The 19,543-nt window shown below is 65.0% G+C and carries 23 protein-coding genes and 1 tRNA gene; 6 read left to right on the forward strand and 18 right to left on the reverse strand.

Annotation, left to right across the window (positions count from 1 at the left end; translation table 11 throughout):
* The 4 genes from AC5JCN_RS21830 to AC5JCN_RS21845 all read left to right on the forward strand — a co-directional run bounded on the left by AC5JCN_RS21830 (window position 1) and on the right by AC5JCN_RS21845 (window position 4,700).
* A complete protein-coding gene (locus AC5JCN_RS21830; RefSeq protein WP_495757193.1) occupies window positions 1-1,848 on the forward strand; it encodes a DUF8426 domain-containing protein in 1,848 nt (615 codons plus the stop codon).
* Between the two features lie 26 nt (window positions 1,849-1,874).
* The gene (locus tag AC5JCN_RS21835; protein ID WP_495757700.1) at window positions 1,875-2,171 is read left to right on the forward strand and encodes a hypothetical protein; all 297 of its coding nucleotides are present in this window, start codon (window positions 1,875-1,877) and stop codon (window positions 2,169-2,171) included.
* On the forward strand, window positions 2,168-3,448 hold the full coding sequence (locus tag AC5JCN_RS21840; protein WP_495757194.1) for an McrC family protein: 1,281 nt from the start codon (window positions 2,168-2,170) through the stop codon (window positions 3,446-3,448). Before AC5JCN_RS21835 ends, AC5JCN_RS21840 begins: the two co-directional genes overlap by 4 nt.
* 835 nt (window positions 3,449-4,283) lie before the next feature.
* Window positions 4,284-4,700, forward strand: coding sequence for a hypothetical protein (locus AC5JCN_RS21845; RefSeq protein WP_495757195.1), 417 nt, complete (start codon window positions 4,284-4,286; stop codon window positions 4,698-4,700).
* Window positions 4,701-4,730: 30 nt separating this feature from the next.
* Here the strand turns inward: AC5JCN_RS21845 and AC5JCN_RS21850 are convergent, their stop codons facing one another.
* Window positions 4,731-5,204 (reverse strand): restriction endonuclease, encoded by a 474-nt coding sequence (locus AC5JCN_RS21850; RefSeq protein WP_495757196.1) that lies wholly within the window; start codon window positions 5,202-5,204, stop codon window positions 4,731-4,733.
* Window positions 5,198-6,124 (reverse strand): hypothetical protein, encoded by a 927-nt coding sequence (locus tag AC5JCN_RS21855; RefSeq protein ID WP_495757197.1) that lies wholly within the window; start codon window positions 6,122-6,124, stop codon window positions 5,198-5,200. Before AC5JCN_RS21855 ends, AC5JCN_RS21850 begins: the two co-directional genes overlap by 7 nt.
* A 584-nt stretch (window positions 6,125-6,708) precedes the next feature.
* Here AC5JCN_RS21855 and AC5JCN_RS21860 point away from each other — a divergent pair.
* Together AC5JCN_RS21860 and AC5JCN_RS21865 are read left to right on the forward strand one after the other, a co-directional pair.
* Complete coding sequence (locus AC5JCN_RS21860; protein WP_495757198.1) at window positions 6,709-6,933, forward strand: hypothetical protein; 225 nt, start codon at window positions 6,709-6,711, stop codon at window positions 6,931-6,933.
* Between the two features lie 157 nt (window positions 6,934-7,090).
* Window positions 7,091-7,618, forward strand: a complete 528-nt coding sequence (locus AC5JCN_RS21865) for a hypothetical protein (protein ID WP_495757199.1) — start codon at window positions 7,091-7,093, stop codon at window positions 7,616-7,618.
* A gap of 116 nt (window positions 7,619-7,734) precedes the next feature.
* Here the strand turns inward: AC5JCN_RS21865 and AC5JCN_RS21870 are convergent, their stop codons facing one another.
* The 16 genes from AC5JCN_RS21870 to AC5JCN_RS21945 all read right to left on the reverse strand — a co-directional run bounded on the left by AC5JCN_RS21870 (window position 7,735) and on the right by AC5JCN_RS21945 (window position 19,437).
* Window positions 7,735-7,947 carry a hypothetical protein gene (locus AC5JCN_RS21870; RefSeq protein ID WP_495757200.1) on the reverse strand — a complete coding sequence of 71 codons (213 nt, stop codon included), beginning with the start codon at window positions 7,945-7,947 and terminating at the stop codon, window positions 7,735-7,737.
* Window positions 7,931-8,221: a hypothetical protein gene (locus tag AC5JCN_RS21875; RefSeq protein ID WP_495757201.1), complete on the reverse strand. Its 291-nt coding sequence runs from the start codon at window positions 8,219-8,221 to the stop codon at window positions 7,931-7,933. The genes AC5JCN_RS21870 and AC5JCN_RS21875 overlap by 17 nt, the downstream gene beginning before the upstream one ends.
* A gap of 864 nt (window positions 8,222-9,085) precedes the next feature.
* Complete coding sequence (locus tag AC5JCN_RS21880; protein ID WP_495757202.1) at window positions 9,086-9,346, reverse strand: hypothetical protein; 261 nt, start codon at window positions 9,344-9,346, stop codon at window positions 9,086-9,088.
* Between the two features lie 132 nt (window positions 9,347-9,478).
* On the reverse strand, window positions 9,479-9,790 hold the full coding sequence (locus AC5JCN_RS21885) for a hypothetical protein (RefSeq protein WP_495757203.1): 312 nt from the start codon (window positions 9,788-9,790) through the stop codon (window positions 9,479-9,481).
* 10 nt (window positions 9,791-9,800) lie between these two features.
* Entirely contained in the window at window positions 9,801-11,750 is a 1,950-nt protein-coding gene (locus AC5JCN_RS21890) for a phage tail tape measure protein (RefSeq protein ID WP_495757204.1), read from the reverse strand.
* A gap of 76 nt (window positions 11,751-11,826) precedes the next feature.
* Window positions 11,827-12,315, reverse strand: a complete 489-nt coding sequence (locus AC5JCN_RS21895; protein ID WP_495757205.1) for a hypothetical protein — start codon at window positions 12,313-12,315, stop codon at window positions 11,827-11,829.
* 280 nt (window positions 12,316-12,595) lie between these two features.
* A complete protein-coding gene (locus AC5JCN_RS21900; RefSeq protein WP_495757206.1) occupies window positions 12,596-13,168 on the reverse strand; it encodes a hypothetical protein in 573 nt (190 codons plus the stop codon).
* An 18-nt stretch (window positions 13,169-13,186) separates the two neighbouring features.
* Window positions 13,187-13,564: a hypothetical protein gene (locus AC5JCN_RS21905; RefSeq protein ID WP_495757207.1), complete on the reverse strand. Its 378-nt coding sequence runs from the start codon at window positions 13,562-13,564 to the stop codon at window positions 13,187-13,189.
* Window positions 13,565-13,567: 3 nt separating this feature from the next.
* The gene (locus AC5JCN_RS21910; protein WP_495757208.1) at window positions 13,568-14,200 is read right to left on the reverse strand and encodes a hypothetical protein; all 633 of its coding nucleotides are present in this window, start codon (window positions 14,198-14,200) and stop codon (window positions 13,568-13,570) included.
* A complete protein-coding gene (locus tag AC5JCN_RS21915; protein WP_495757209.1) occupies window positions 14,187-15,245 on the reverse strand; it encodes a hypothetical protein in 1,059 nt (352 codons plus the stop codon). The genes AC5JCN_RS21910 and AC5JCN_RS21915 overlap by 14 nt, the downstream gene beginning before the upstream one ends.
* A gap of 189 nt (window positions 15,246-15,434) precedes the next feature.
* Window positions 15,435-16,052: a hypothetical protein gene (locus tag AC5JCN_RS21920; protein WP_495757210.1), complete on the reverse strand. Its 618-nt coding sequence runs from the start codon at window positions 16,050-16,052 to the stop codon at window positions 15,435-15,437.
* The gene (locus AC5JCN_RS21925) at window positions 16,052-16,294 is read right to left on the reverse strand and encodes a hypothetical protein (RefSeq protein WP_495757211.1); all 243 of its coding nucleotides are present in this window, start codon (window positions 16,292-16,294) and stop codon (window positions 16,052-16,054) included. Before AC5JCN_RS21925 ends, AC5JCN_RS21920 begins: the two co-directional genes overlap by 1 nt.
* Window positions 16,295-16,352: 58 nt before the next feature.
* Window positions 16,353-16,646, reverse strand: coding sequence for a hypothetical protein (locus tag AC5JCN_RS21930; protein WP_495757212.1), 294 nt, complete (start codon window positions 16,644-16,646; stop codon window positions 16,353-16,355).
* A gap of 226 nt (window positions 16,647-16,872) precedes the next feature.
* Window positions 16,873-18,153, reverse strand: a complete 1,281-nt coding sequence (locus AC5JCN_RS21935; RefSeq protein ID WP_495757213.1) for a tyrosine-type recombinase/integrase — start codon at window positions 18,151-18,153, stop codon at window positions 16,873-16,875.
* Between the two features lie 156 nt (window positions 18,154-18,309).
* Window positions 18,310-18,399 (reverse strand) — tRNA-Ser (locus AC5JCN_RS21940).
* Between the two features lie 327 nt (window positions 18,400-18,726).
* Window positions 18,727-19,437: an outer membrane protein gene (locus AC5JCN_RS21945; protein WP_495757214.1), complete on the reverse strand. Its 711-nt coding sequence runs from the start codon at window positions 19,435-19,437 to the stop codon at window positions 18,727-18,729.
* Between the last annotated feature and the right edge of the window lie 106 nt (window positions 19,438-19,543).

The raw sequence follows: 19,543 nt of genomic DNA on the forward strand, positions 1-19,543 counted from the left end.
TTGCGGCGTGAAGAATTCCGATCCTGGCTAGAGCCGAAGCATTCACCAAATGCCGTCAGTACGGGCCTCAACACAATTTTCCGGATCGAGCGGCACTTAGTTGAACTAGGTTTGTCCTACAGAGATCTTGATGCGGCGTTCGCAGTTGACGGCCTTGAACAGGTTCGTCTGGCTCTTGAAGCTGTCCGGGATAATGCTCGAGCCGGCGGCGAGCGGTTTCGCATCCTTATGCCCGATGCCACGAACCCGGTTCCGCGACTACACGGGCATCTATACTGGCTTCGCCGCTACGCCGCCTTCAGTAGGGGCGAGCCGGTCGATGCCGACGAGGACCCGGTGGTTCTCTTCGATGCAAATGGCAATGTCTTCAGGCCAGTTCGCATGCTGAATCGCGCCACTGGTATCGAAGCCTACCGGATAAAGCCGGCGGGCGCATCGAACGAGACCGAGGAAGCGATTGAAGAGCAGGACATCCTTGAAGTAGCGCGCGCGCTCCTGGTCGAGGGTCGTTCCGTGCGGATACGGGAAGCCGGCGAGAAAGGAGCAAGTTACCTCAAGTTCCCCCAAAAGCTTGTCGCTTACCGTCTCCGCCCAGACATCGCCGATGCTCTCGACCTTCCGATCGAAGGCGGAAGTCGTGCAGTCACACCTCAACCCGAAACGTCGGCTCCATTCTCGATGCCAAACTCCACAAACCTGATCCTCTACGGCCCTCCCGGAACCGGGAAAACTTTCAGGACTGCCGCCGAGGCTGTTCGGCTGTGCGACGGAACTGTCCCGGATACGCGTGTGGCGACAATGGCCCGCTATCGCGCGCTTGCCGAAGCTGGGCAGATCCGATTTGTCACGTTTCACCAATCCTACGCCTATGAAGATTTCGTCGAAGGGCTCAGGCCTGTGACCAGCGCAGGGGATGACGGAGCGGGATTCCGGCTGGAGCCGCGGCGCGGCATATTCCGGGAGATCGCAACCTTGGCGGAACAGGCGCGAAAGAAGGGAGCCCAATCGGCTCCGTTCGACCTCAGTGGGCGGCGCGTGTTCAAAATGTCGCTCGGCCGAGCCGGGAGCGAGGATTATATCTACGAAGCCGCCATAGCGGGCCGCTACGCGGTTCTGGGCTGGGGCGGCTCCGAAGACTGGTCAGACCCGAAGTTCGAGAATTTTCAGGAGGTCTTCGCAAAGTGGAATGAGATTGAGCCCGGCACGTCCGGGAATTCCGGCAATATCGCACAGATCTGGCGCTTTCGCTCCATGCAGGTAGGCGACCTCATCGTCGTATCGGAGGGAAACTCGCGCTTCCGCGCCGTGGGCGAGGTGACCGGTCCTTACCGCTACGATCCGACGACCGTCCGCGACTATGCGCATCGGCGGGACGTTCGCTGGCTCCTCGTCTTGAGCGAGCCACTCCCGGTGGACGAAATCTACGGCAAGCAGTTCTCACAGGCGTCCTGCTATCTCCTGTCTGACGAACACCTAAAGCGGGAGGCCCTTGCCCGCCTTCTGCCAGGCGAGCCAGCGGCGACCACACCCACAGCACCCGACCAGTTCGTGCTGGTGATCGACGAGATAAACCGGGCGAACATCTCGAAGGTCTTCGGTGAGCTGATCACGCTGATTGAGCCGGATAAGCGGCTGGGACGCCCTGGGGAAATTACGGTCCGCCTTCCGGCATCTGGCGACAACTTCGGGGTTCCGGATAACCTCCACATCGTCGGCACGATGAACACCGCCGACCGGTCCATCGCGCTCCTTGATACGGCCCTGCGCCGCCGATTCAGCTTCGAAGAGCTGATGCCCAACCGGAGCTTCTCGCCAAAGCAAGTGAGCAGTGCGGCATCGACCTGGTAGCGCTCCTTACTGAGATCAACGCACGCATCGAGTATCTCTTTGACCGGGAACATCAGATCGGGCACGCCTACTTCATCGACTGCGGCAGCCGAGCCGACGTGGACGCGGTCATGCGCCACCGCGTGATCCCGTTGCTGGCCGAATATTTCTATGAGGACTGGGGCAAGGTGGCGCTCGCCCTTGGAGATCCGGCGGGAGCCTTGTTCCTGCAAAAAACCTCTCTCAAGCCGCCCGCTGGTCTTGCCGAGGAGGGGGGCGAGGAACGCGCGCGCTGGTCCGTCCGATCATCGTTCGCTCCCGATGCCTACCAGGCCCTCTCGTGATCCGCAGGACGGTGTCTGAATGGGGCCGAATAGCCTACGGCACCGGTGACGGGCAGATCGACGAAGCCGCCGCTGTCCGGCTGGCGACCGTCGCCCGGGCACTGCCGCTTGGGGGCGTGGACGGCAGCGGAATTCTCAGCCTCACCCGAAAGGATCTGAGGGCCGGGCAGGCGGTCGGCGTCCTTGCGGCGGAGGGCTGTGCGCTGGAGATCCTGCCGAAGATTGACGGCTTGGACGACGGAGGCACTCGCCGCCAGCTCGTCCATATGCTTGCAGCAACCTACGACCTGGACGTGTCTGCGGGAGCAATGACCGCACTCGACTGGCAGCGGCACGATCTCCTCGAAATCCTTATCCGCCTTTTCGCTGGGATGCTTACCGAGGCCGTGCGCAGAGGCATTCCACGGCGCTACATTGGCCACGAGGAAAACCTGGGTGTCTTGCGCGGACGCCTCGACGCTACACGCCAATTTACGCGGCTTGCCGCGAGCCCCCAGATCCTGGCATGCCGGTACGACGCGTTGTCTCCCGACATCGTCCTAAACCAGATCATGAAAGCGGCCGTGCTGCGCCTGCTGACGCTTGCGCGAAGCGCGGAAGCACGGCGCGCCCTGCGCGAGCTCGCCTTCGTCTACGCCGACGTTGCCACGGTTTCGGTCGAGGCCTTGCGGTTCGACGCCGTGGTGCTCGACCGGACGAACTCACGCTGGCGTGACCTCTTGGTCCTTACGCGCCTGCTGCTGCAGGGCCGTTTCCAGACCACTTCGGGCGGCGGGACGGCCGGGTTTTCCCTCCTTTTTCCAATGCACGAGCTCTTTGAGGAGTACGTCGCCCGCGTGCTTGCCCGCGCGCTGCCGGGCAGCGGGCAGCGGGTGGTGGCGCAGGGTGGGTTGCTGCATTGTCTAGAAGATGCGGCAAGCGGCGCCCGGCGATTTCGCACGAAGCCCGATATCTTGGTGAAACGCGATAGCGAAACGACGCTCCTGATCGACACGAAATGGAAGCGCCTCGCGCCTGTCGTGGACGATCCGAAGCAGGGCGTCTCGCAGGCCGATGTCTACCAGATGATGGCCTACGGTCGGCTGTACCGATGCCCGCAGCTGCTCCTGCTCTACCCTCACCATGCGCGGCTCGGCGAGGTGCCGGGCTTGCTAAGCCGTCACCGCATTGTCGGCAGCGATGATGAGCTTCTTGTGGGCACCATCGATCTCAAGGACATCAGAACGGCACCAGGGCAGCTACGCGAGCTGGCTTCCCGGTGCTTGATGGGAAATTAGGTTCGATAGCCAAGCAGACAAACACAATGGAACAGTCATTGGCGAACCGGCAGTTGGTAACTGCGCAGCTGCACCGGCCTCCGGAGTGAAAGCTTGATCTCGCATTAGATGTACCGATGAAGTCGACGGCCGCTCAGAATGTGAGGCGCTCTCAGTATTTGTGGCGGGGCGAAGTCTAGCGAACTTCGCCCCGCACTGCTGAGCTAGCAAAATGAGCTTATAAGAGACTTAGCCCCTATTCGGAATTCTTGATCTTGACGACAAAATGCACAAAACGGCCAAACCAGCGTTTGCTGGACGAGGGAAGTCCAACCGTCGCGTCCCAGTAAGTACGCAGTCCGTCGTCATCTGCTCCGTCTCTGCGCAGACTTACACAGCCGGCCCGTCGGCCATACTCTCTTCGACCCAGCCTCTCGGCAAAGATGGTGGCCGCGGTGGGGTGGTCAGGCGCTTTGACGCTCCGCTTCGAAATGTTGCTTATGAAAGTTGGCACAGTGTCTGCTCCTTCGCGGTTTCACAAGCAGATGCTCACATCTGCATGCCACGAGATGCCCGCTGCAATGGATCTGCAGAGGTCGTTGCTCGTGAACCCGTGCGAGCACGGAGGAAACAAAACCGTGCAAGCACGGAAGGAGGCGCTGCGACCGACTGAACGATCGCGAGCCGACTCTGACACATCTTCCGATTCGCTTCTAGCCCTTCAGGATGGTCGCCGGGCGCAGCCATCTCGCCGTGATCTCTGCGCCTTCGGTCTCCTTGCCGGGATCCACAATTTCGATATCCAATTTGGCCTCCAGCAACGGTAGACGACGAAGTGACGAAAGGAGCGTGTGGAGTGCCTGATGACGTTAATCCCTGGGCAGGCACGGTTTTCCGGTTTCGGCTAAAGAACGCCCACCTAACGGCCATCCGCGAAAACAACCCAGTGCCCGTTGAGCAGATCCCTGTCGTAGTCGTCGAAGAGGGGCGTTACGAAATCATAGATGAGGACGACATGGATGTTCCCGAGCGGTTCAAGCTCGGCTATCAGTACTATGTCAGTGTTGAAGGTGCTGGAGAATTTGATTCCTGGTCCGGCGACGATGCGCAGATTGTCATCGCCGGTGCGCACGAAAATGGTGCAAAGGTTACAATTGTTGGGCGGGGCGCTATCGGCCGGGATAACAATGGGAATACGGAGATTGTATTTGACATGCCGCCTACTATGGTTGTCATAGACAGCACTCGAGTTGGTGGGCCATCGCAAGAGTAACGGCGTTCCATTGACGGCTTGGCTTTACGTTCATGAAACGATGCCCATTAGTTCGCTGTAACTCGTTACGACATCGTATTTGATGCGGTCTGTTGCGAATGATTGCTCAATCTTAAGGAAAAATTTGCGTGCGCAATCTATTTTGATTTTTTCCACTTCACGTAATTTCATCGAGGACATTGTGCCCTTGGTCTCGGCAACGAAGTAGATGTGCTTGACGCTTCCTTCCTTGAAGGAAATCGCCCAATCGGGGTTGTAGTCGCCCACCGGCGTCGGGATCAGAAAACCGCGCGGCAGCTTGGCGTAGACCACCACCTCGCTTGCAGTATCCAGCTCGTCGGCAAACTTGCGCTCGATCTCGGAGTCGGTCACCACGTAATCGTACACATGCCGCTTGAGCTTGGCTGAGGCCTTGGAAAAGTCCTGGCCGGTCTGGTTCGCGGTGAAGATATCGACGTCGTAGCGTTCGGCCAGCCCGTCATAAGCCAACCGCTCGATCACCATTGTAGCCTTCTGTTCAGCGATGATCCTTCGCGGACCGTTGATGGAGCGAGAATGGCCGGGTACTTCAGCTTCGCTCCCGCGAACGGATCGCGGTAACGATGGTTCTGCATGCCGTGCCGCATCATCGTGCGGATGTTGGCGACGTAGCCCTCCTTCATGGTCTTGCGCGCCAGCGGCTTCAGCTTGAGGTCCTTGTTCTCCTCGAGGATCTGCCGGATCGATCTATCGGCAAGTTCGGCCCGCTTGGTCGCGTTGGCCGGCCAGAACTGCATGGCTGAAACGTAGTCCTGCAGGTCGCTCGGGAAGTACTCCGTGACCGGCCGGTCCCCGACAACGTCGAGGAAAGTCTGTCGGCGCAGCTCGAGATAGCGGATGTCCTTGTGATCCGGGCCGTCGGCGGCCTTGCGCATGGCGATGTAGGCCGCAGACACATCCGAAAAGAGCGGCATCTTCGGCGCCGTGCCGTTCAGGAGCTCTTCCTTGGCCCCGCCCGCCGGGTATCCCGCCGGTGCGGCGGGCGTCGGCATCGGAACGGTTTCGGCGCTCGGCGCAATGCCCGCGACAGCCCGCAGCAAGTCGGCCGCCTTCAGCGGATCGCTCGCGAGAGCGAGCACGCTCGCCAGCGCGTCGCGGGTGATGGCCTCGGCATTGTTGCGGATGGTCGGGAGACCCGCGTCGCCCTTTCCGACCTCGGCCTGCACGCCGAGAAGCGACGATCGCGCCGTCTCGAGGGTCCGCGCCAGGCCGATGCTCCTGACGGGGTCGGCCAGCGCACGATTGATCGCAGTCTGGCACGCGTCGACGACCTTTTCGGCGAGGGCGCGCTGCTCCCCCGTCATGTCTGAAACCTGATCCATGTCCTGTCCTTCCAGCGCCGCGCGGTTCCGGGCGAGGATGTCGGCGCACAAGGCGGCGAGCATCCTCGCCGTCCGCTCGGCCTCGCGGCGCGGGCCAGGACCGAGGGACTTTTTGAACGTCGCCGGAAAGCCAGCAACCCACGAATCTGCCCTCAGCCAGCCGGGCAGGCGCATCTGGAAACGCCAGCCGGACGGGTTGCCGGTCAGGTAGCTCGGTGTTCGGGCCAGGCCCGGCCGGGCGGCGGGCGCCGCGCGCGGCGGCTCGGCCGCGGGCGTTTCATCGGGACTGCCGGAGAGGTCGGCGGCTGGTACAATCGCTGGTACATTTGCTGGTACAGGCACGGCAAAACGCTCCGGATGGGCGTCCGCAGCGCGTCAAGAAGGCCTGATTTCGCAGGACTTTGCCGGTTTCAGGAGATCGGGAAATTGGCGGAGAGGGGGTCCTTCTCACTATTGCCAGAGCAAGTTGAAAACGTTCACTCTTTTGAGAGAGAAATCCGGCGACCCTAGCCGCATCCCTAGTCCGTGCGATTGCTTGCACTCTCGCCGGGTTCTCTCTCGCGGCATGGCAGGGCGGTCGTCAGGTCAACCCGAGAACCTCATCCCGCCTCGGCCGTTCGGGCTCGATCGGTCCCGGAGGCTCGCATATGGACAGGCCCGACGTCGAAGAGTTCGTGACGCTCGCACTCCGCGAGCGAGGCGGTCGAGAGCGCGTGCTCATGTATGCGCCGCTGCGCACCGTGCTCGCCGTCGTGGCGTGTTGGGCGCCTGACGTCAGAGAGCGGGCGGTCGTCAATGGATCGAGCCTCCCGGCCGAGGGAGCCCCTCCGCCTCCTCTGGACGAGCTCGCCCGGGACCTTGGCATCGCCTGATGCCGCGCGCCGCCGCGCCTCAGGGTATCGCCCCGGCGTCGGCCCCGTCGAGGCGGGCGGACCCTCCTGTGTGCATCGGGGACAAGCGTCAGGGGGCGTCGCGTTCCGGCCGAGTTCGGGCATAGCTTCCGGTCACCTGAAACCGGAGAGCGGCTCGATGAGCCCTGAAGAACGCAGCTTCGAGGAATGGAAATTCTTCCGAGAGACCGAGAGGACCGCCAACGTCGAGTTTGCCCGGCAAGAGGGCGAGCGAGCTCTCCAATTCGACCGCCACAATGTCGGGTATGCGCAGCTTGCTCTTCGCTCGGTCTTCCTCGCGAACGGAGGGGCCGTCGTCTCGACGCTCGCCCTCATCGGAGCCTTGTCCGGCCGCAAGCCGGACGTGAGCCCTGCGGCATTTGTGACGCCGTTCTCGTGGTTCGGCGTCGGCCTTTTCCTCACGCTCGGGGCGATGCTCTTCGCGTTCCTCAACTACCGGATCGCCAGCGGCATTCCGGCCGAACCTCAGAAGCTCGCGCAACACATCATCACGCCCCGGGATCATTGGCCTTCAGATTATTCGCCGGACGCCCACCGTCGCCACGGTGGCTCGTACGGCCTCGCGCTCGGTGCCGCGATCGGCGCTCTCGTGTGCTTCGCGCTCGGATGCATCACTCTCGGCGGGGCGTTCCTCGCGATGCGCTGAAGCCTCACAGACCGCCTCGGCTTCGTGCCTGCGGTCCGCGGAAGAGAACTTCGCTACGGCCGAGCCCTTGCTCGAATGGTTCAGCTAATGCTATTCCTAAAACATCAATTGATAGGCTATCGGATTTCGTCATGGACGAACTCGTTTGGCGCATCGCCATCGAACTCGCACCCGGCGCTTTGCAATACCTCGGAGAAGCGAAAGGTCGGAGCTTTCACGAAGCTTGCCTTGCCCTCGCTGCCGATCGACCTGACCTGAATTTGGTCTTTGAAAACGGAGAGGCGTTCCTCGACGGTCAGCAGTTGGTGTCGGTCAATCAACAGGGTCACGGCAGAAATTTCCGATGAGCTTCGTCCCCTGCACACGGGCGAGCGTGGCGGTCCCAAGAGCCTTGCCGCGCTTCGCGTCGCGCTCGATCGATTTCTTTGTGCGGCCGGATTTCGCGGCGACGTCGGAGTTGAAGCTATCAACCGACAAAACGTCTTTTGATCTCCTGTCCCCTCCTCGTCCCCGCGGAGCCTCCGGAAACTCCCGCTCGTAAAGCGTCTTCCGGCGCGCGGTGAGATCGGCCCGCTCCGACGAGGACAGGTCCCGGCGGATCAAGTTCTCATCGATCTCGGCGATCGCCGCGGCGGTGGCGTCCTTCGTGAAGCGGTCCGAAGTAGGTTCGCCAAAATGGCGAACCTTCCCCCGGCAATTGCCTGTCGCCCCGACCTTCGTCTCCGAAACGTCCCGCGTGAAGCGGTCAGGCGAAGAGTGCGCAAGTTGCGCACTCTTTCCACCGCGGCCGACCGCGCCAATCTAGCGACTTCGGTGCGTATCTCCTTCAACCCCCCGGCGGAGGGTTTCGCAGGTTGCGAAACCCTCGTGTGCTGGTTTGCGCCGAGCCGCGTCGGAGGGGAACGCATCCGCCAATTTGGCGCTTGCGCCGCGCTGCCAAGGTCGGCCCGCTGAAGCGGTCGGCGATAGATTGCTCATTCTGAGCAACCTTCGGGCGGATTTTTTCCTTGCCGCGTCGGAGGCTCCTTCGTGAAGCGGTCCGCGGTCTCGTCGCCAGATTGGCGACGAGTTGCCTTCGCCCTCCCGGCTCCACCGTCCGAGGTCGGCGTCGTCTCCGGAAACTCCCGCTCGTAAAGCGTCTTCCGGCGGTCCGTCAGGTCGGCCCGCTCGGCGATCGGTTCGGCGGACAAGTGGTGCCCGGTGGATCGACGAAACCGGGCTGTCGAGAAGCGGCTTTTACCCGATGGCGATCATAACCGACCGGTTCGCGACGGGGACGAAAGTCATCACTTCTGAGAAATGTGCGCATCGGGAGTAGTACCATCCCAACGGAGTTGTGATCGAGGTTGCGACCGCGCTTGCTGTTCGCGAGCGCTTCAGCGCGAGTAGCAGGCGGCTCGGGAGGGGGCGTTCTGGCTCGGGGCTTCCTACGGGGCCCCGGCCCTACCGCGGGCTTCCTGCACCAGTCTATGCCGCGGCAATAACGCTTCCCGACCGGAGCCGAAGCGCGTCCACGAGGCCCGGCATCGAGAGCCCGTCCTCGGCGATGAGGAGGGCGAGGGCGGCCCGGTCGCGCGGCGTGAGGACCGGCTTCGTCGCAAGGCCCCACGCGAGCTCGGAGCGGCGAGCACACGCGAGCTCGTAAGCGTCCCCGCCATCGCTGGACAGGTCGGCGCAAAGCTCGTCGGCGGCGAGGAAGTCGAGGCGGGCGAGGTCGAGAGCGATCATCGTTCGGGTCTCCTGTGACCCCTCGATGGTCCGCGAGATCGGCAGGGGAAATCAATCCGGGGAGAGCGGGGGAAGTGCGCCGAAAACCAGCCCGTTGGGGAGGGGAAAGCGGGGGCTTCCCCTCCCTTCCCCTCAGTTGGCGACCTCGTCGGCGGCGGCGGCCCCGAGGAGGCCTCTGGCGCGGATCAGGGCGGCGGTGCGTTCGAGCCCTGCCGCGAGTGTGCGGCTCGGGTCCTCGCCTACTGGCGAGCCCCGGAGGGCCGCCTTCAGGGCGAGCGCGAGGAGGGCGTCGATCGAGCCCTGAAGCATGGCAAGGGCGACGACCTCCGCCTTCTCCTCCGAGACCCCGAGAGCGACCGAGGCGATGAGGCCGCTCGTCATCGTCTTCATGAGCTCGGGGTCAGAGACGTGCTCCTCCCCGAGGAGCATTTCATACCGATGCATCGTCACCTCCTCACAGGTCGCCGCGGCCGACGTGGCGGGCCGGGGCCGCCGCGTCCGGGGAGGACGACCCGGTCGAGCCGGGACCATTCGTCGTGACTGCGATGTTCGGTCCGGCCGTCGCCGCGTTGAGTTGCGCCCGAAGCGCGGGGTCGAGCGCGATCACGATCGTCGCCTGACCTTCGAGGGTCGCCTTGACGGCGCCGGTCTTCATTGCCTCTTCGAGGCTGGCGATCGCCTGTACGGTCGGCTCCGACCGGGCGAGAGGCATCGGAACGCCCGGCGCCGGGACCCCGCCCACGACCGCGTCACGGCCCTGTGTGCCGAACGCGCCGAACCCGAAGCCTCCCGGGAGGACGCCCGAGAAAGGCCCGGGCGTGAACGCCCCGGAGACCCGTGCTTGCCGCTCCTGAGCCGCACGGGCGGCGGCGAGCATCCCCTGACCCTCGGCGTACTCCCGCGACATGCGGTTCGCCCGCAGCCGGTCATATTCGAGACCTTGCGACCGGTCGTGCGACCGGTAGCGCCGATCTCGGCGGCTCGTGTACCAGCTTTCCGGGAGACCCGGATTGTTCGCGCGATCGACCGCCGCCTGACCTTCGCCCACCACGTCCAGCCACGCCGCGCGGTTCGCCGATTTCAATCCTGCATCGAGGTTCGCGTCGCCACGCTCGCGGGCTTGCCGCTCGCGGACATCGCTCGGCCAATCGGTGCTGTCCACGCCGTTGAAGAGGAGGTTGAAGTAGCGGTTACCCTTCTTCTCGGCGTCGGTCTGCGGCGGCTTTTTCCGGTAGTCCGGATCATGACCCTCGACCGCGTCGGCCGTCCTGTTGATGCTTTCGAGAACGGGGTTGAGGACGGTCGCCGCGCCCGATCCGATCCGGGTCATCAGGCGATCCCAATTCGCCCCGAACCGCTCCATCTTCGACGCGGTCGTGTCCAGCACCTTCCCGAGGTCCTTGTCGATGCTCCCGGCGGCACCGCCAAGCGTCTCTTTCAGGACACGAGCCCGCTCGTCCAGATTGGACAGGAGCCCGACGAGGGCCTGTCCGACCTGCATGTCTCCGAAGAGCGCGCCGAGGATGCCTTCCTTCTCGGTCTTGTTCTTCCCGGCCGTGAGCTTTTGGATCAGTCCGAGCGTGGTATCGACCGCGTTCACGCCCGCCTTGCGGCCCTTCTCGATCTCCTTCAGATAATCGACGTTGTATTTCTTAAAATTGCGGGATGTCTCGGGCGAATAAATCTTGGTCAGAAGATTGAAGTAGCGATTTGCTGCCTCCGAGCCGCTCGAAGTGACCTTCCGGACCATCTGCAAATCGGTGAGAACTTGCGCCTCGCCGTCGAGACCCGTCAGACCAGCCCGGCTCGCGGCGGAGAGGATCGCGGGGAGCTCGCGAGCCATGTCCTTCACCTCGAAGCTTCCGAGCTTCGCGGATTTGCTCATCCGGTCGAAGGCGGCCGGGAGCTCGTCAACCGACACGCCGAATTGCTGCATGAGCGAGATACCAGCCGACGTGATGTCGTTCACCTCGGACCCGGTCGCCTTCGCGGCGCGGAGCGTCGCATCCATCGAGCCCGTCGCGGTCTCCAACGATAGACCCGCGGCGACGTATTGCTCGGCGGCCGATGCGACCTCCCGGCTCGTGACACCATAGGCGGGGCCGACCCGCGAGAAGACCGCCTGTGCCTTCGCGACCTGTGCAGCCGTCGCCTCCGACGTAATGCCGAGCCGGGTCGTCGTACGTTCGAGCTCGGCGGCCCGGCGAACGCCATCGGCGATTGCAGCCCCTACAGCGGCGGTCGGCAGGATCGCGGAGATCATGCTCTGTGTCCGGCTTGCCGCTCCGATCATCGAGGCGTTGAGCCCCTTCGAGGCCCGCTCGACCCCTTTCATCTTTTGCGCCACTTGGTCGAAGACCCGGCCCGTCGCATCTCGCGCGGTGATCCGGGCCTCGGCGGTCATCACTCTGTCCGGCATCGCTGCCACCTGTTTCGTTCGAGAGAGCGGCGTCGCGCGGCCGGGAGGCCGCCTCCGCCTGTCACTTGGTGGCGGCGTTGAGCTCGCGAGCCCGTGCCTGCATCTTGTCGGCGAGCTCCGTCCGGATCGCGTTCACTGCTTGCTCGATCGTCGCCCGTATCGCCGGGTTCCGGGTCACACGGGGAGCGAGGCTGTTGAGCCCGACGACGACCGTCGAGATCACCTCATCGAGGATCGCGTCGTGCTCTTCGAGGTCGATCAATCGCCCTTCCTTCTCCGCAATCCGGAGCTCGATCTCGCGCGTCCGGGCGTCATCTTTTCGAGACGCGGACGCGGAGATCGTCGTCCGCCGCGCGTCATTGCGAAGGTTTCCGACGAATGCCGTGACGACATCGGCAAGCGAGAACCATTTCCCTTCCTTCGGCGGGAGAACCCCCGACATCGTGAGTTGCGAGATGCGGGAGCTCGTCACTCCGAGGAGCTCGGCGGCGACGGTCGTCGTGATGCGCGCGCTCCGGAGCGCTTTTGTGGTGTCGAGGTCGGCGGTCACGTGTCTCTCCTCTACGCGGGGCATTCCATTAGGCCTGTTTTCAGAAGTGCAAAAACATTCGAAAACCGGGTCGCTCGGCGCCGCATCCCTGCAAAGTCCCCGGGAGGACCCACGTTGATATTCGGCAGTCAGGCGACCCCGAAAAGTCGTTCGAGGTGACCCACGGCTCGGGATGCCGGTTTCCCGGGGCTCCTAGTGGCCGCCACCGGCCGATCGCCCTCTCCGGGCGACACGGGTAGCTCCGGAGGCGATCGCCCGTCCTGAGGGCTCCCTGTCGAGATCACCGGCTCTTCCCCTCGCGGACGGTGCGGGCTCGATCGGCGAGGACACGATCGGACAGGCCCCCGAGGTCGGCCCGAGAACCGCGAGGAGCGGGAGCCTCGGCGGCCTTGCGGCCCGTCATCGCCTCCTCGACCACGGCGCGGCGAGCGGCAAAGACCCGGTCATGCAGCGACATGCGAGGCGGGGTCGGGGGAGCCACCGGGGCGGACCTCGGCGTGACGGAATGGGTCGGTGCCGGGTTCGGGATGGGGGGCGACGCGGCGGGCGGCCGGGGGCCGCCTCCGCTCGCCGGGATTGGCGCGGCAGAGACCGGCCGGGCGGAGCCGGGACCGGCGAGGAGCGGGAACACGGGCGACCCGTGCTCGAACACGTCGAAGGCTCGCTCTCCCGTCGAGAACATGCGGCGAGCCTCCTCTCGGTCGAGGAGGGCCGACGAGTAGGGATCGCGCCGGGCGAGGCGATCGCCGCGAGCGAGGCGGGCGTCGAACTCGCGACCCTTGTCCTCCGGGGTCATCGCGTTCCACGAGGCCTCGCGGCCTTCGGTCCAGAGGTCGTGATCGATGTCAGGCATGATGGTCTCCTCAGGCGGTCAGCGCCGCCAGTTCTTCGGGTCGCGGCGAAAGGCGTAGATTTCGCTCGCGGTCTTCGGGGTCTCCCGAGGGGGCGGGATTTGCCCCATCGCCAAAGCGCGGGCTCGGTAAATCGCGTCCGGGTCGAGATACGCCGAGCCGCTCGCCCATATCCAATCGCCGACCTCGCGACGGGCGTACTTCTCGCGGATTGTCAGATAGTCGAGCCCAAACAGGGTCCCGGCGATCTGATGCTCGATCCGGATGCGATCGCCGCGGCGATGGCGAATGTCGAACTCGGCGCGGCGATCATCGGCGTCCATCGCGCGTCGGCGGGCTTTCGCCTCGGCGGTCGCGGCCGGGTCATGGGGGATGAGGCGGAGGTGACGGTCGCGCATGGGTCACTCCCATCCGCTCATGTCGAACGGCTCCTCGCCGAAGCTTCTGAGGATCGCGTCGTCGCCGAGCGTGTCGAGAACGCTCACCGCGTCACACCGAAGATCGAAGACACGGGACAGCATTCTGTACGAGGCCGTCGCCCGGTGGCGCTCCTCGATAACGAGCCTCGGAAGGTCCGAGATCAGGGGAAGCTCGCGAAGCAACCGCACCGCTCTGCCGCATGTCGCGGCGAGGATCGCGGCCGGATACTCCTCGGCAACCATGATGAGCCCGGCGACGAATGATGCCTTGTCGAGCCCACGCGGGACCGGGAGGAGATCGCTCGTGATCTTGATGATCTCGGCCACCGTGGACTTCGACCCCTTCTCCTCTTCGAGCGCGTCATACGCCGAGTTCATCGCATCAGCGATGAGCTTCATTGGAGGCAATTCGGACAACCGCTCGATGGCCTGAGCCCGAAGCGCCCTACAGGCCGCAACGTCCTCGGCATTGATCTCGTGCCAGTCCGCAAACCTCGATAGGTCGCCAATCTCATCGGCGAGGAGGCGGTAGCGGCCAATCTCGCCGAGGCGGGGGAGGCCTTTGGTCGGCTTCTCCCGCTTTTTCAGCGGGGCCGCGGGTTCAACGTCCTGCATGTCTCTTCTCCCGGGAGAGGTGGTCTTGGATCTGTGCGGCGGTCTCGGCTCGGGCCCGCCAGAGCGTTTCTTCATCGAGGTAGCCCTTCGCGAGGTCGCGCTCGTGCGCGTCGAGATTTTCCCGGAGTGCCTCGGCGAGGCGGCGGTCGAGCCCTTCCGGGATCACAGGCCGCTCGACGTAGCCGATCGTCGGCTCCTCCTCGCCGTCGTCCTGAGGCTCGGTCGAGGACGCGACGCGGCGGTCCTCCCATCCCTTCCGGGCGATCCACTTGGCGGGCGTCGAAAGGAACCGCGGCTCGACCGTTTCGGCGTACCGGCCGACCCCGGCGAGGATGGTGGCGGCGTCGGTGCCCCCGGCGACCGCGGCCTCGAAGGCGACCCGAGCCGCGTCGATCGCCGGTCTATTCCAAGAGCCCGACCGGGGAGGTGGATAGGCTTCGAGGAAGCTCTGAAATCCCGGGCGGGAGGGGAGCGCCTCTGGCGCGATCCCGATCCCGTCATCCCGAACCCCCACACCCCCGGGGATACGGGGTCGGGGGGAAGGGGTGGAACCCCTTCCCCCTCCCTTAATGGGTTCTATAGGGGTTCCTATGACAGAACTGGCAGACTTAGAGACACGATTTGGCAGACATAGGCCCGCATGTGTGCCAGTTCTGTCAGTCTTCGCATGTGTGCCAGATTTGGCAGACATGGACGTCTGAGGACACTCGGCGAGCTCCCTTCCGCGCTCCAAGATGGTCCGGGACCCGGGCGGGAGAGCGAGCGCGTACTCGTTCGATCGAGCACCGCCTCCGCGCCGGACGAGGACGAGAAATCCGCGCCCGACGAGCGCCATCAGAAACCGCCACGCCGACCGGTCGGAGATCGACAGGATCGCCGCGATCGTCTCTCCGCTCGGGAAAATCCGTCCGTCCTGCCCCTGATGGGCGAAGAGGCATCGCGCCACCCGGAGAGCACCATCCGGAAGTCCGGGATCGAGCGCGACGGCGTCTTGCCATCGATGCTGATCAGCGGCTCGGAGGGGATCAAATTCGGCGTCGCTCATGGTGCCTCGAAGGGGCGAGAGCCCGGAATAGAGTGGCGGCCTTGCCGACCTTGTCCGCCGCTTTGGCCTTTGACAGGCGCCGGGGCGCGGAGGTCGGCTTTCCGTTGTTGGGCGGGCCGCCGTCGCCCTCAAAAGGAACGCCCCGGCTTGCTCTCCCGCCGTCTTCGCGGAGACGGCGGGGAAGGTGGATCAGGCGAAGGTCCGCCGCTCCGAGGCGCGCGTGATCCGCTCGATCTGGCGGGAGGGCTCGGCGATGACCGCGAGGAGCGCCTCCGCGTCGGGCGGGAGGGGCCGGTCCCACGGTCCGAACTCATCGGCCCGGAACCGTTCGAGGGTCCGCGGGGGAGGCGGCTCGCACCGGAGGGCGGCCCGGATGACCATAGCCGCCCACAGGCCCTCTTCGTGGTGCCGAATGGCGGCCTCGGCCTCGGCGAGCCGGTCGGAGGTCTCACGCTGGAATTCGGCTCGTGCCTGATGGACGGCCTCTGCCACCGCTTCGACCGCCGCCCGGTGCGCTTCTTGGGCGACGTCGCGCTCGAAGGGCGCGAGGATCGCCGCGCTGGCAATCTCCGCCCGTGCCGCGTTCATTCCCTCGGCGTCCTCGGCGAGCTCGGCGATCGCGAGGCGCCGCTCGGCGGCGGCCACACGGCTTGCCGCTTCCCGGGCCTCACGAGGCCGGTTGCTGATCCGGGCGTCGAGCCGGTTGAGGCTCTCCACCGAGGCTCGCGCCCGGTCGAGAGCGGCGAGTGTCCCGGATAGGACGGGGGCCGAGAGGGAGGCGATCTTTCGCTTTGCGGAGGCGAGCATCACGCGGCCTCCCTCTTCAGATACTCGCGGAAATCTTCGTTGAAGACGCCCGCGACCCCGCCGAGCCGCTTGATCTTAAGTTTTCCCGCCTTCGCGTCGGCGTACATCTTCGATTTCGAGAGAGGGCCGTGCTTCTGAAGGTCATACATTCGATAGAACGGCGCGTTCCAATCGATGGACGTGCTCAGATCACGTCGCTTCGCGCGGGGCCTCTTCTTCTTCTCTTCAGCCTGTTCAAGCATCGGTTTCTCCTCTGTCATCCGACGCGGCATGTCGGCGTCTGAGAGGAGACTAGGGGGATCAGCCCTGCTGCGGATTGGTCATAAAATCGGGCGACGCGATTTTTTCGCGCTCGGCGATCATCGCGAAGAGGATCGTCTCGCCGAACCTGATCTCGCCGATCGGGCGGAGGAGCGAGGCGACCACGTGTCGAGCGAGTTGCGTCTTTCCGTGCCGAGCCGCATCGAATGCCGACATCATCACGGAAAGCCAATGCGCCTCGTCCGGCGGATACTCGGCCGTCATCTTCCTGCGGATCGTCCGGGCCTTCCCGTCGAATGTGGCGGCGAGGCCGGGGGCGTTCCTCTTCTCCATCGAGAATGGCACTGACCCGGGCGGCGGCATCTTTTCACCGCGACGGACGGGAGGCGGTGGCACCTCAGCGCCGAGGAAGGCAAGCGAGGCGAGCCATGACGCCCGATACATGCTCGCACCGTTCCAGTGTTGATGGAGCGCGAAGGCGACCGCGTACCGGTCCGGGTCGGAGAGGAGCGGGAGGCTCGGGCGGCCCCTCGGCCGCCCTGTCCGCTTTGTCGCCATGTCACCCGGCCCGATTGAGCGAGACCACGTTCCCGGCCGCCTGAGGCTCGACGTACCGCGCCCACGCCTCCATCAGGTCCCGCCGCTTCGCGAGGGCGTCGGACCGGCGATAGGCGAGCTCGGTCTTGTCGCCGATCGCATGCGCGAGGGCCGCCTCGGCGACCTCGCGCGGGAAGCTCGTCTCGTCGCCGCACCAATCCCGGAAGGCGGAGCGAAACCCATGCGGTGTCGCCTCGACGCCGAGGCGGCGGACGATCATTTCGAGCGCCATCGGCGAGAGCCCTTTGCCGCGGACGCGGCCGGGGAAGACCGGCTCGGCCGGGTTCGAGGGGTCGCGGCGGAGGAAGGCGATCTCGGTCAGGATCGCGATCGCGGCGGCCGACAGGGGGACGCGATGCGTTTTGCCGCTTTTCATGCGGGAGCCGGGGACGGTCCAGAGCTTCGCGTCGAGGTCGATCTCTCCCCAAGTCGCGCCGAGCACCTCGCCCGAGCGGGCCGCGGTGAGGATCGCGAATTCGAGCGCCCGGGCGGACACTCCCTCGACCTTCCGGAGCCGGGCGACGAAGGCGGCGACCTCGTCATAGGGGAGCGCGGCGTGGTGACCGCGATCGCGCTTCGAGGGCTTCGAGAGAAGATGGTCGAGGTGACCGCGCCACCGGGCGGGGTTCTCCCATGGGGAGGGAATGGCTCCCTTCGCCTTCGCGGCGTCGAGCACCCGCTCAATGCGGCCCCGGAGCCGCGAGGCGGTCTCCGGGGCGACTTGCCAGAGAGGCGACAGGACGGCGAGGACGTCGGTCGTGGCGACCTCGTCAACCCGCTTCTCCCGGAGAGCCGTCAGGGCCGTGACGTGCGCCTCGTGAAGCTGGCGATCGATCCGGACCCGGTCAGTGACATAGGGGTCGATCCCGAGGGTCGTCCGCCACTGCGCCCGGTGGACCGCCGACTTGAACGAGGGTTCGAGCGAGGCGACGAGGTCGGCCGCCGCCTTGCCGAAGGTCGGTGCGGAGGGCTTGGCGGCCCGCTTCGCGTCGAGCGGGTCCTGACCACGGGACAGGAGCTTGCGGGCGTCTGCGGCCTTCTCGCGGGCCTCGGCGAGGGTCACCTCATCGAGGGAGCCGAGGCCCATCTCCCGCTGCACGCCGTTGCGCTTGTAGAAGAAGGACCACGTCTTCCGGCCGGTCTTCGAGATCGCGAGGTAAAGCCGGTTCCCGTCCGAATGGCGGCCCGGCTTCGAGAGCGCGGCGACGCCGCGAGCGGTGAGTATGAATTCGCCTTTTGCCATCCCTTGGACCCATCCCTAGCCGCGACCCTAGCGGGCCTCGCGCCTTAAGATGGACTATGGCGGACACGATTACACCCCCTCGCACAAAAAATCTCTGAGCGCGCAAGCAAACCGCGGCCTCGGTCGGGCGTCATTGGCTAGGGATGGAAAGGCTTCTGGCGGAGAGGGGGAGATTCGAACTCCCGATGGGCTTGCACCCATGCCGCATTTCGAGTGCGGTGCATTCAACCACTCTGCCACCTCTCCGCGAAAGAGGTCGTCTGCGCCGGAGCGAGCCGGTGGTCGGCGGCGCGTTTAGCATGGGCTCCAGGGTTCCACAAGTGCGGGGGCGGCAGGCCTGTGTGCCAGATCGGCGCGTGGTCGGTGTCCTGTGCCAGATCACGCAGCGATGGCCGATCCTCACGCTTCGCGCGTTCCGCACTCGCGCTCGTCGGGACGCCGGGCCCGCGCATGCGCTTCTCGCGGCAGCTGGGAAGAACCGGCTTGCTCGCGCGATGCCAAGGCTCCCGGAGAGCCGCGGCTCAAACGAAAAGGGCGGGCCGAAGCCCGCCCTTGCTGACCGGCGAGACCGGATCAGAACTTGTAGTTGATGCCGATGCGGGCGACGCCGCCACCATTCCCGCTCTTGGCGTAGAAGGTGTAGTCGCGGCCGCCGTCCTGGATGGTCAGGGACTTGTTGCCGCTGTCGAGGTTGATGTACAGCGCCTCGATCTTGGCGGTCCAGTTGTTGGTGAAGGCGTACTCGACACCGGCACCGAGGGCGTAGCCCGCGCTGCTGGTCGAAGAGTGGAAGCCCGTCGAGTTCAGGCCGCCATAGGCAAGACCGCCCGTCACGTAGAACAGCACGCGGTCCATGGCATAGCCGGCACGCAGCCTGACGGTGCCGAGATACTGGCCGTTCGAGCTCGACGAGATGCCGAAGCGGGAGTAGTCACCCCAGGCGATGTTGTTGCCGAGGTCGGCATACTGGATGTCGGCTTCGGCGCCGAACACGAAGTGGTCGACCTGCCAGTTGTAGCCGAGCTGACCACCGCCGACGAAGCCGGAGTGGCTGCCGGTGGAGATCACGGCCGGGCCGAGGATCGGATCGTCAATGGTGACGTTGCCGCCATTGGTCCAGCCGATGCCGGCGTTCAGACCGACATAGAAGCCCGTCCACGTGAAGAGCGGTGCGATCGGGACGACGACCGGAGGCGCAGAACGGGACGGAAGGTCCGCCGCATGGCCGGCGGCCGTCATCAGGGCGAGAGCGGAGGCCGTAGCCAGGACGCGGGATAGACGCATGTCGAAACTCCTCTGTATGGCGAGGAGTCTGCCCGCATGGCTGAGCTCGTGCTTGACATTTCGAGACAACAAACAGGCCTGATGTGACACGGCCGAGTCAACGCCA

This window comes from Alsobacter sp., assembly GCF_059501845.1.

Bases quoted from the DNA above. Each gene is read 5' to 3' on its own strand.
- AC5JCN_RS21880 (WP_495757202.1), bottom strand. From the start codon at position 9,346: ATGATCGCTCTCGACCTCGCCCGCCTCGACTTCCTCGCCGCCGACGAG.
- AC5JCN_RS21905 (WP_495757207.1), bottom strand. From the start codon at position 13,564: ATGCGCGACCGTCACCTCCGCCTCATCCCCCATGACCCGGCCGCGACC.
- AC5JCN_RS21910 (WP_495757208.1), bottom strand. From the start codon at position 14,200: ATGCAGGACGTTGAACCCGCGGCCCCGCTGAAAAAGCGGGAGAAGCCG.
- AC5JCN_RS21935 (WP_495757213.1), bottom strand. From the start codon at position 18,153: ATGGCAAAAGGCGAATTCATACTCACCGCTCGCGGCGTCGCCGCGCTC.
- AC5JCN_RS21885 (WP_495757203.1), bottom strand. From the start codon at position 9,790: ATGCATCGGTATGAAATGCTCCTCGGGGAGGAGCACGTCTCTGACCCC.
- AC5JCN_RS21930 (WP_495757212.1), bottom strand. From the start codon at position 16,646: ATGGAGAAGAGGAACGCCCCCGGCCTCGCCGCCACATTCGACGGGAAG.
- AC5JCN_RS21925 (WP_495757211.1), bottom strand. From the start codon at position 16,294: ATGCTTGAACAGGCTGAAGAGAAGAAGAAGAGGCCCCGCGCGAAGCGA.
- AC5JCN_RS21855 (WP_495757197.1), bottom strand. From the start codon at position 6,124: ATGCTCGCCGCCTTGTGCGCCGACATCCTCGCCCGGAACCGCGCGGCG.
- AC5JCN_RS21850 (WP_495757196.1), bottom strand. From the start codon at position 5,204: ATGGTGATCGAGCGGTTGGCTTATGACGGGCTGGCCGAACGCTACGAC.
- AC5JCN_RS21865 (WP_495757199.1), top strand. From the start codon at position 7,091: ATGAGCCCTGAAGAACGCAGCTTCGAGGAATGGAAATTCTTCCGAGAG.
- AC5JCN_RS21945 (WP_495757214.1), bottom strand. From the start codon at position 19,437: ATGCGTCTATCCCGCGTCCTGGCTACGGCCTCCGCTCTCGCCCTGATG.
- AC5JCN_RS21860 (WP_495757198.1), top strand. From the start codon at position 6,709: ATGGACAGGCCCGACGTCGAAGAGTTCGTGACGCTCGCACTCCGCGAG.
- AC5JCN_RS21900 (WP_495757206.1), bottom strand. From the start codon at position 13,168: ATGCCTGACATCGATCACGACCTCTGGACCGAAGGCCGCGAGGCCTCG.
- AC5JCN_RS21890 (WP_495757204.1), bottom strand. From the start codon at position 11,750: ATGACCGCCGAGGCCCGGATCACCGCGCGAGATGCGACGGGCCGGGTC.
- AC5JCN_RS21920 (WP_495757210.1), bottom strand. From the start codon at position 16,052: ATGCTCGCCTCCGCAAAGCGAAAGATCGCCTCCCTCTCGGCCCCCGTC.
- AC5JCN_RS21915 (WP_495757209.1), bottom strand. From the start codon at position 15,245: ATGAGCGACGCCGAATTTGATCCCCTCCGAGCCGCTGATCAGCATCGA.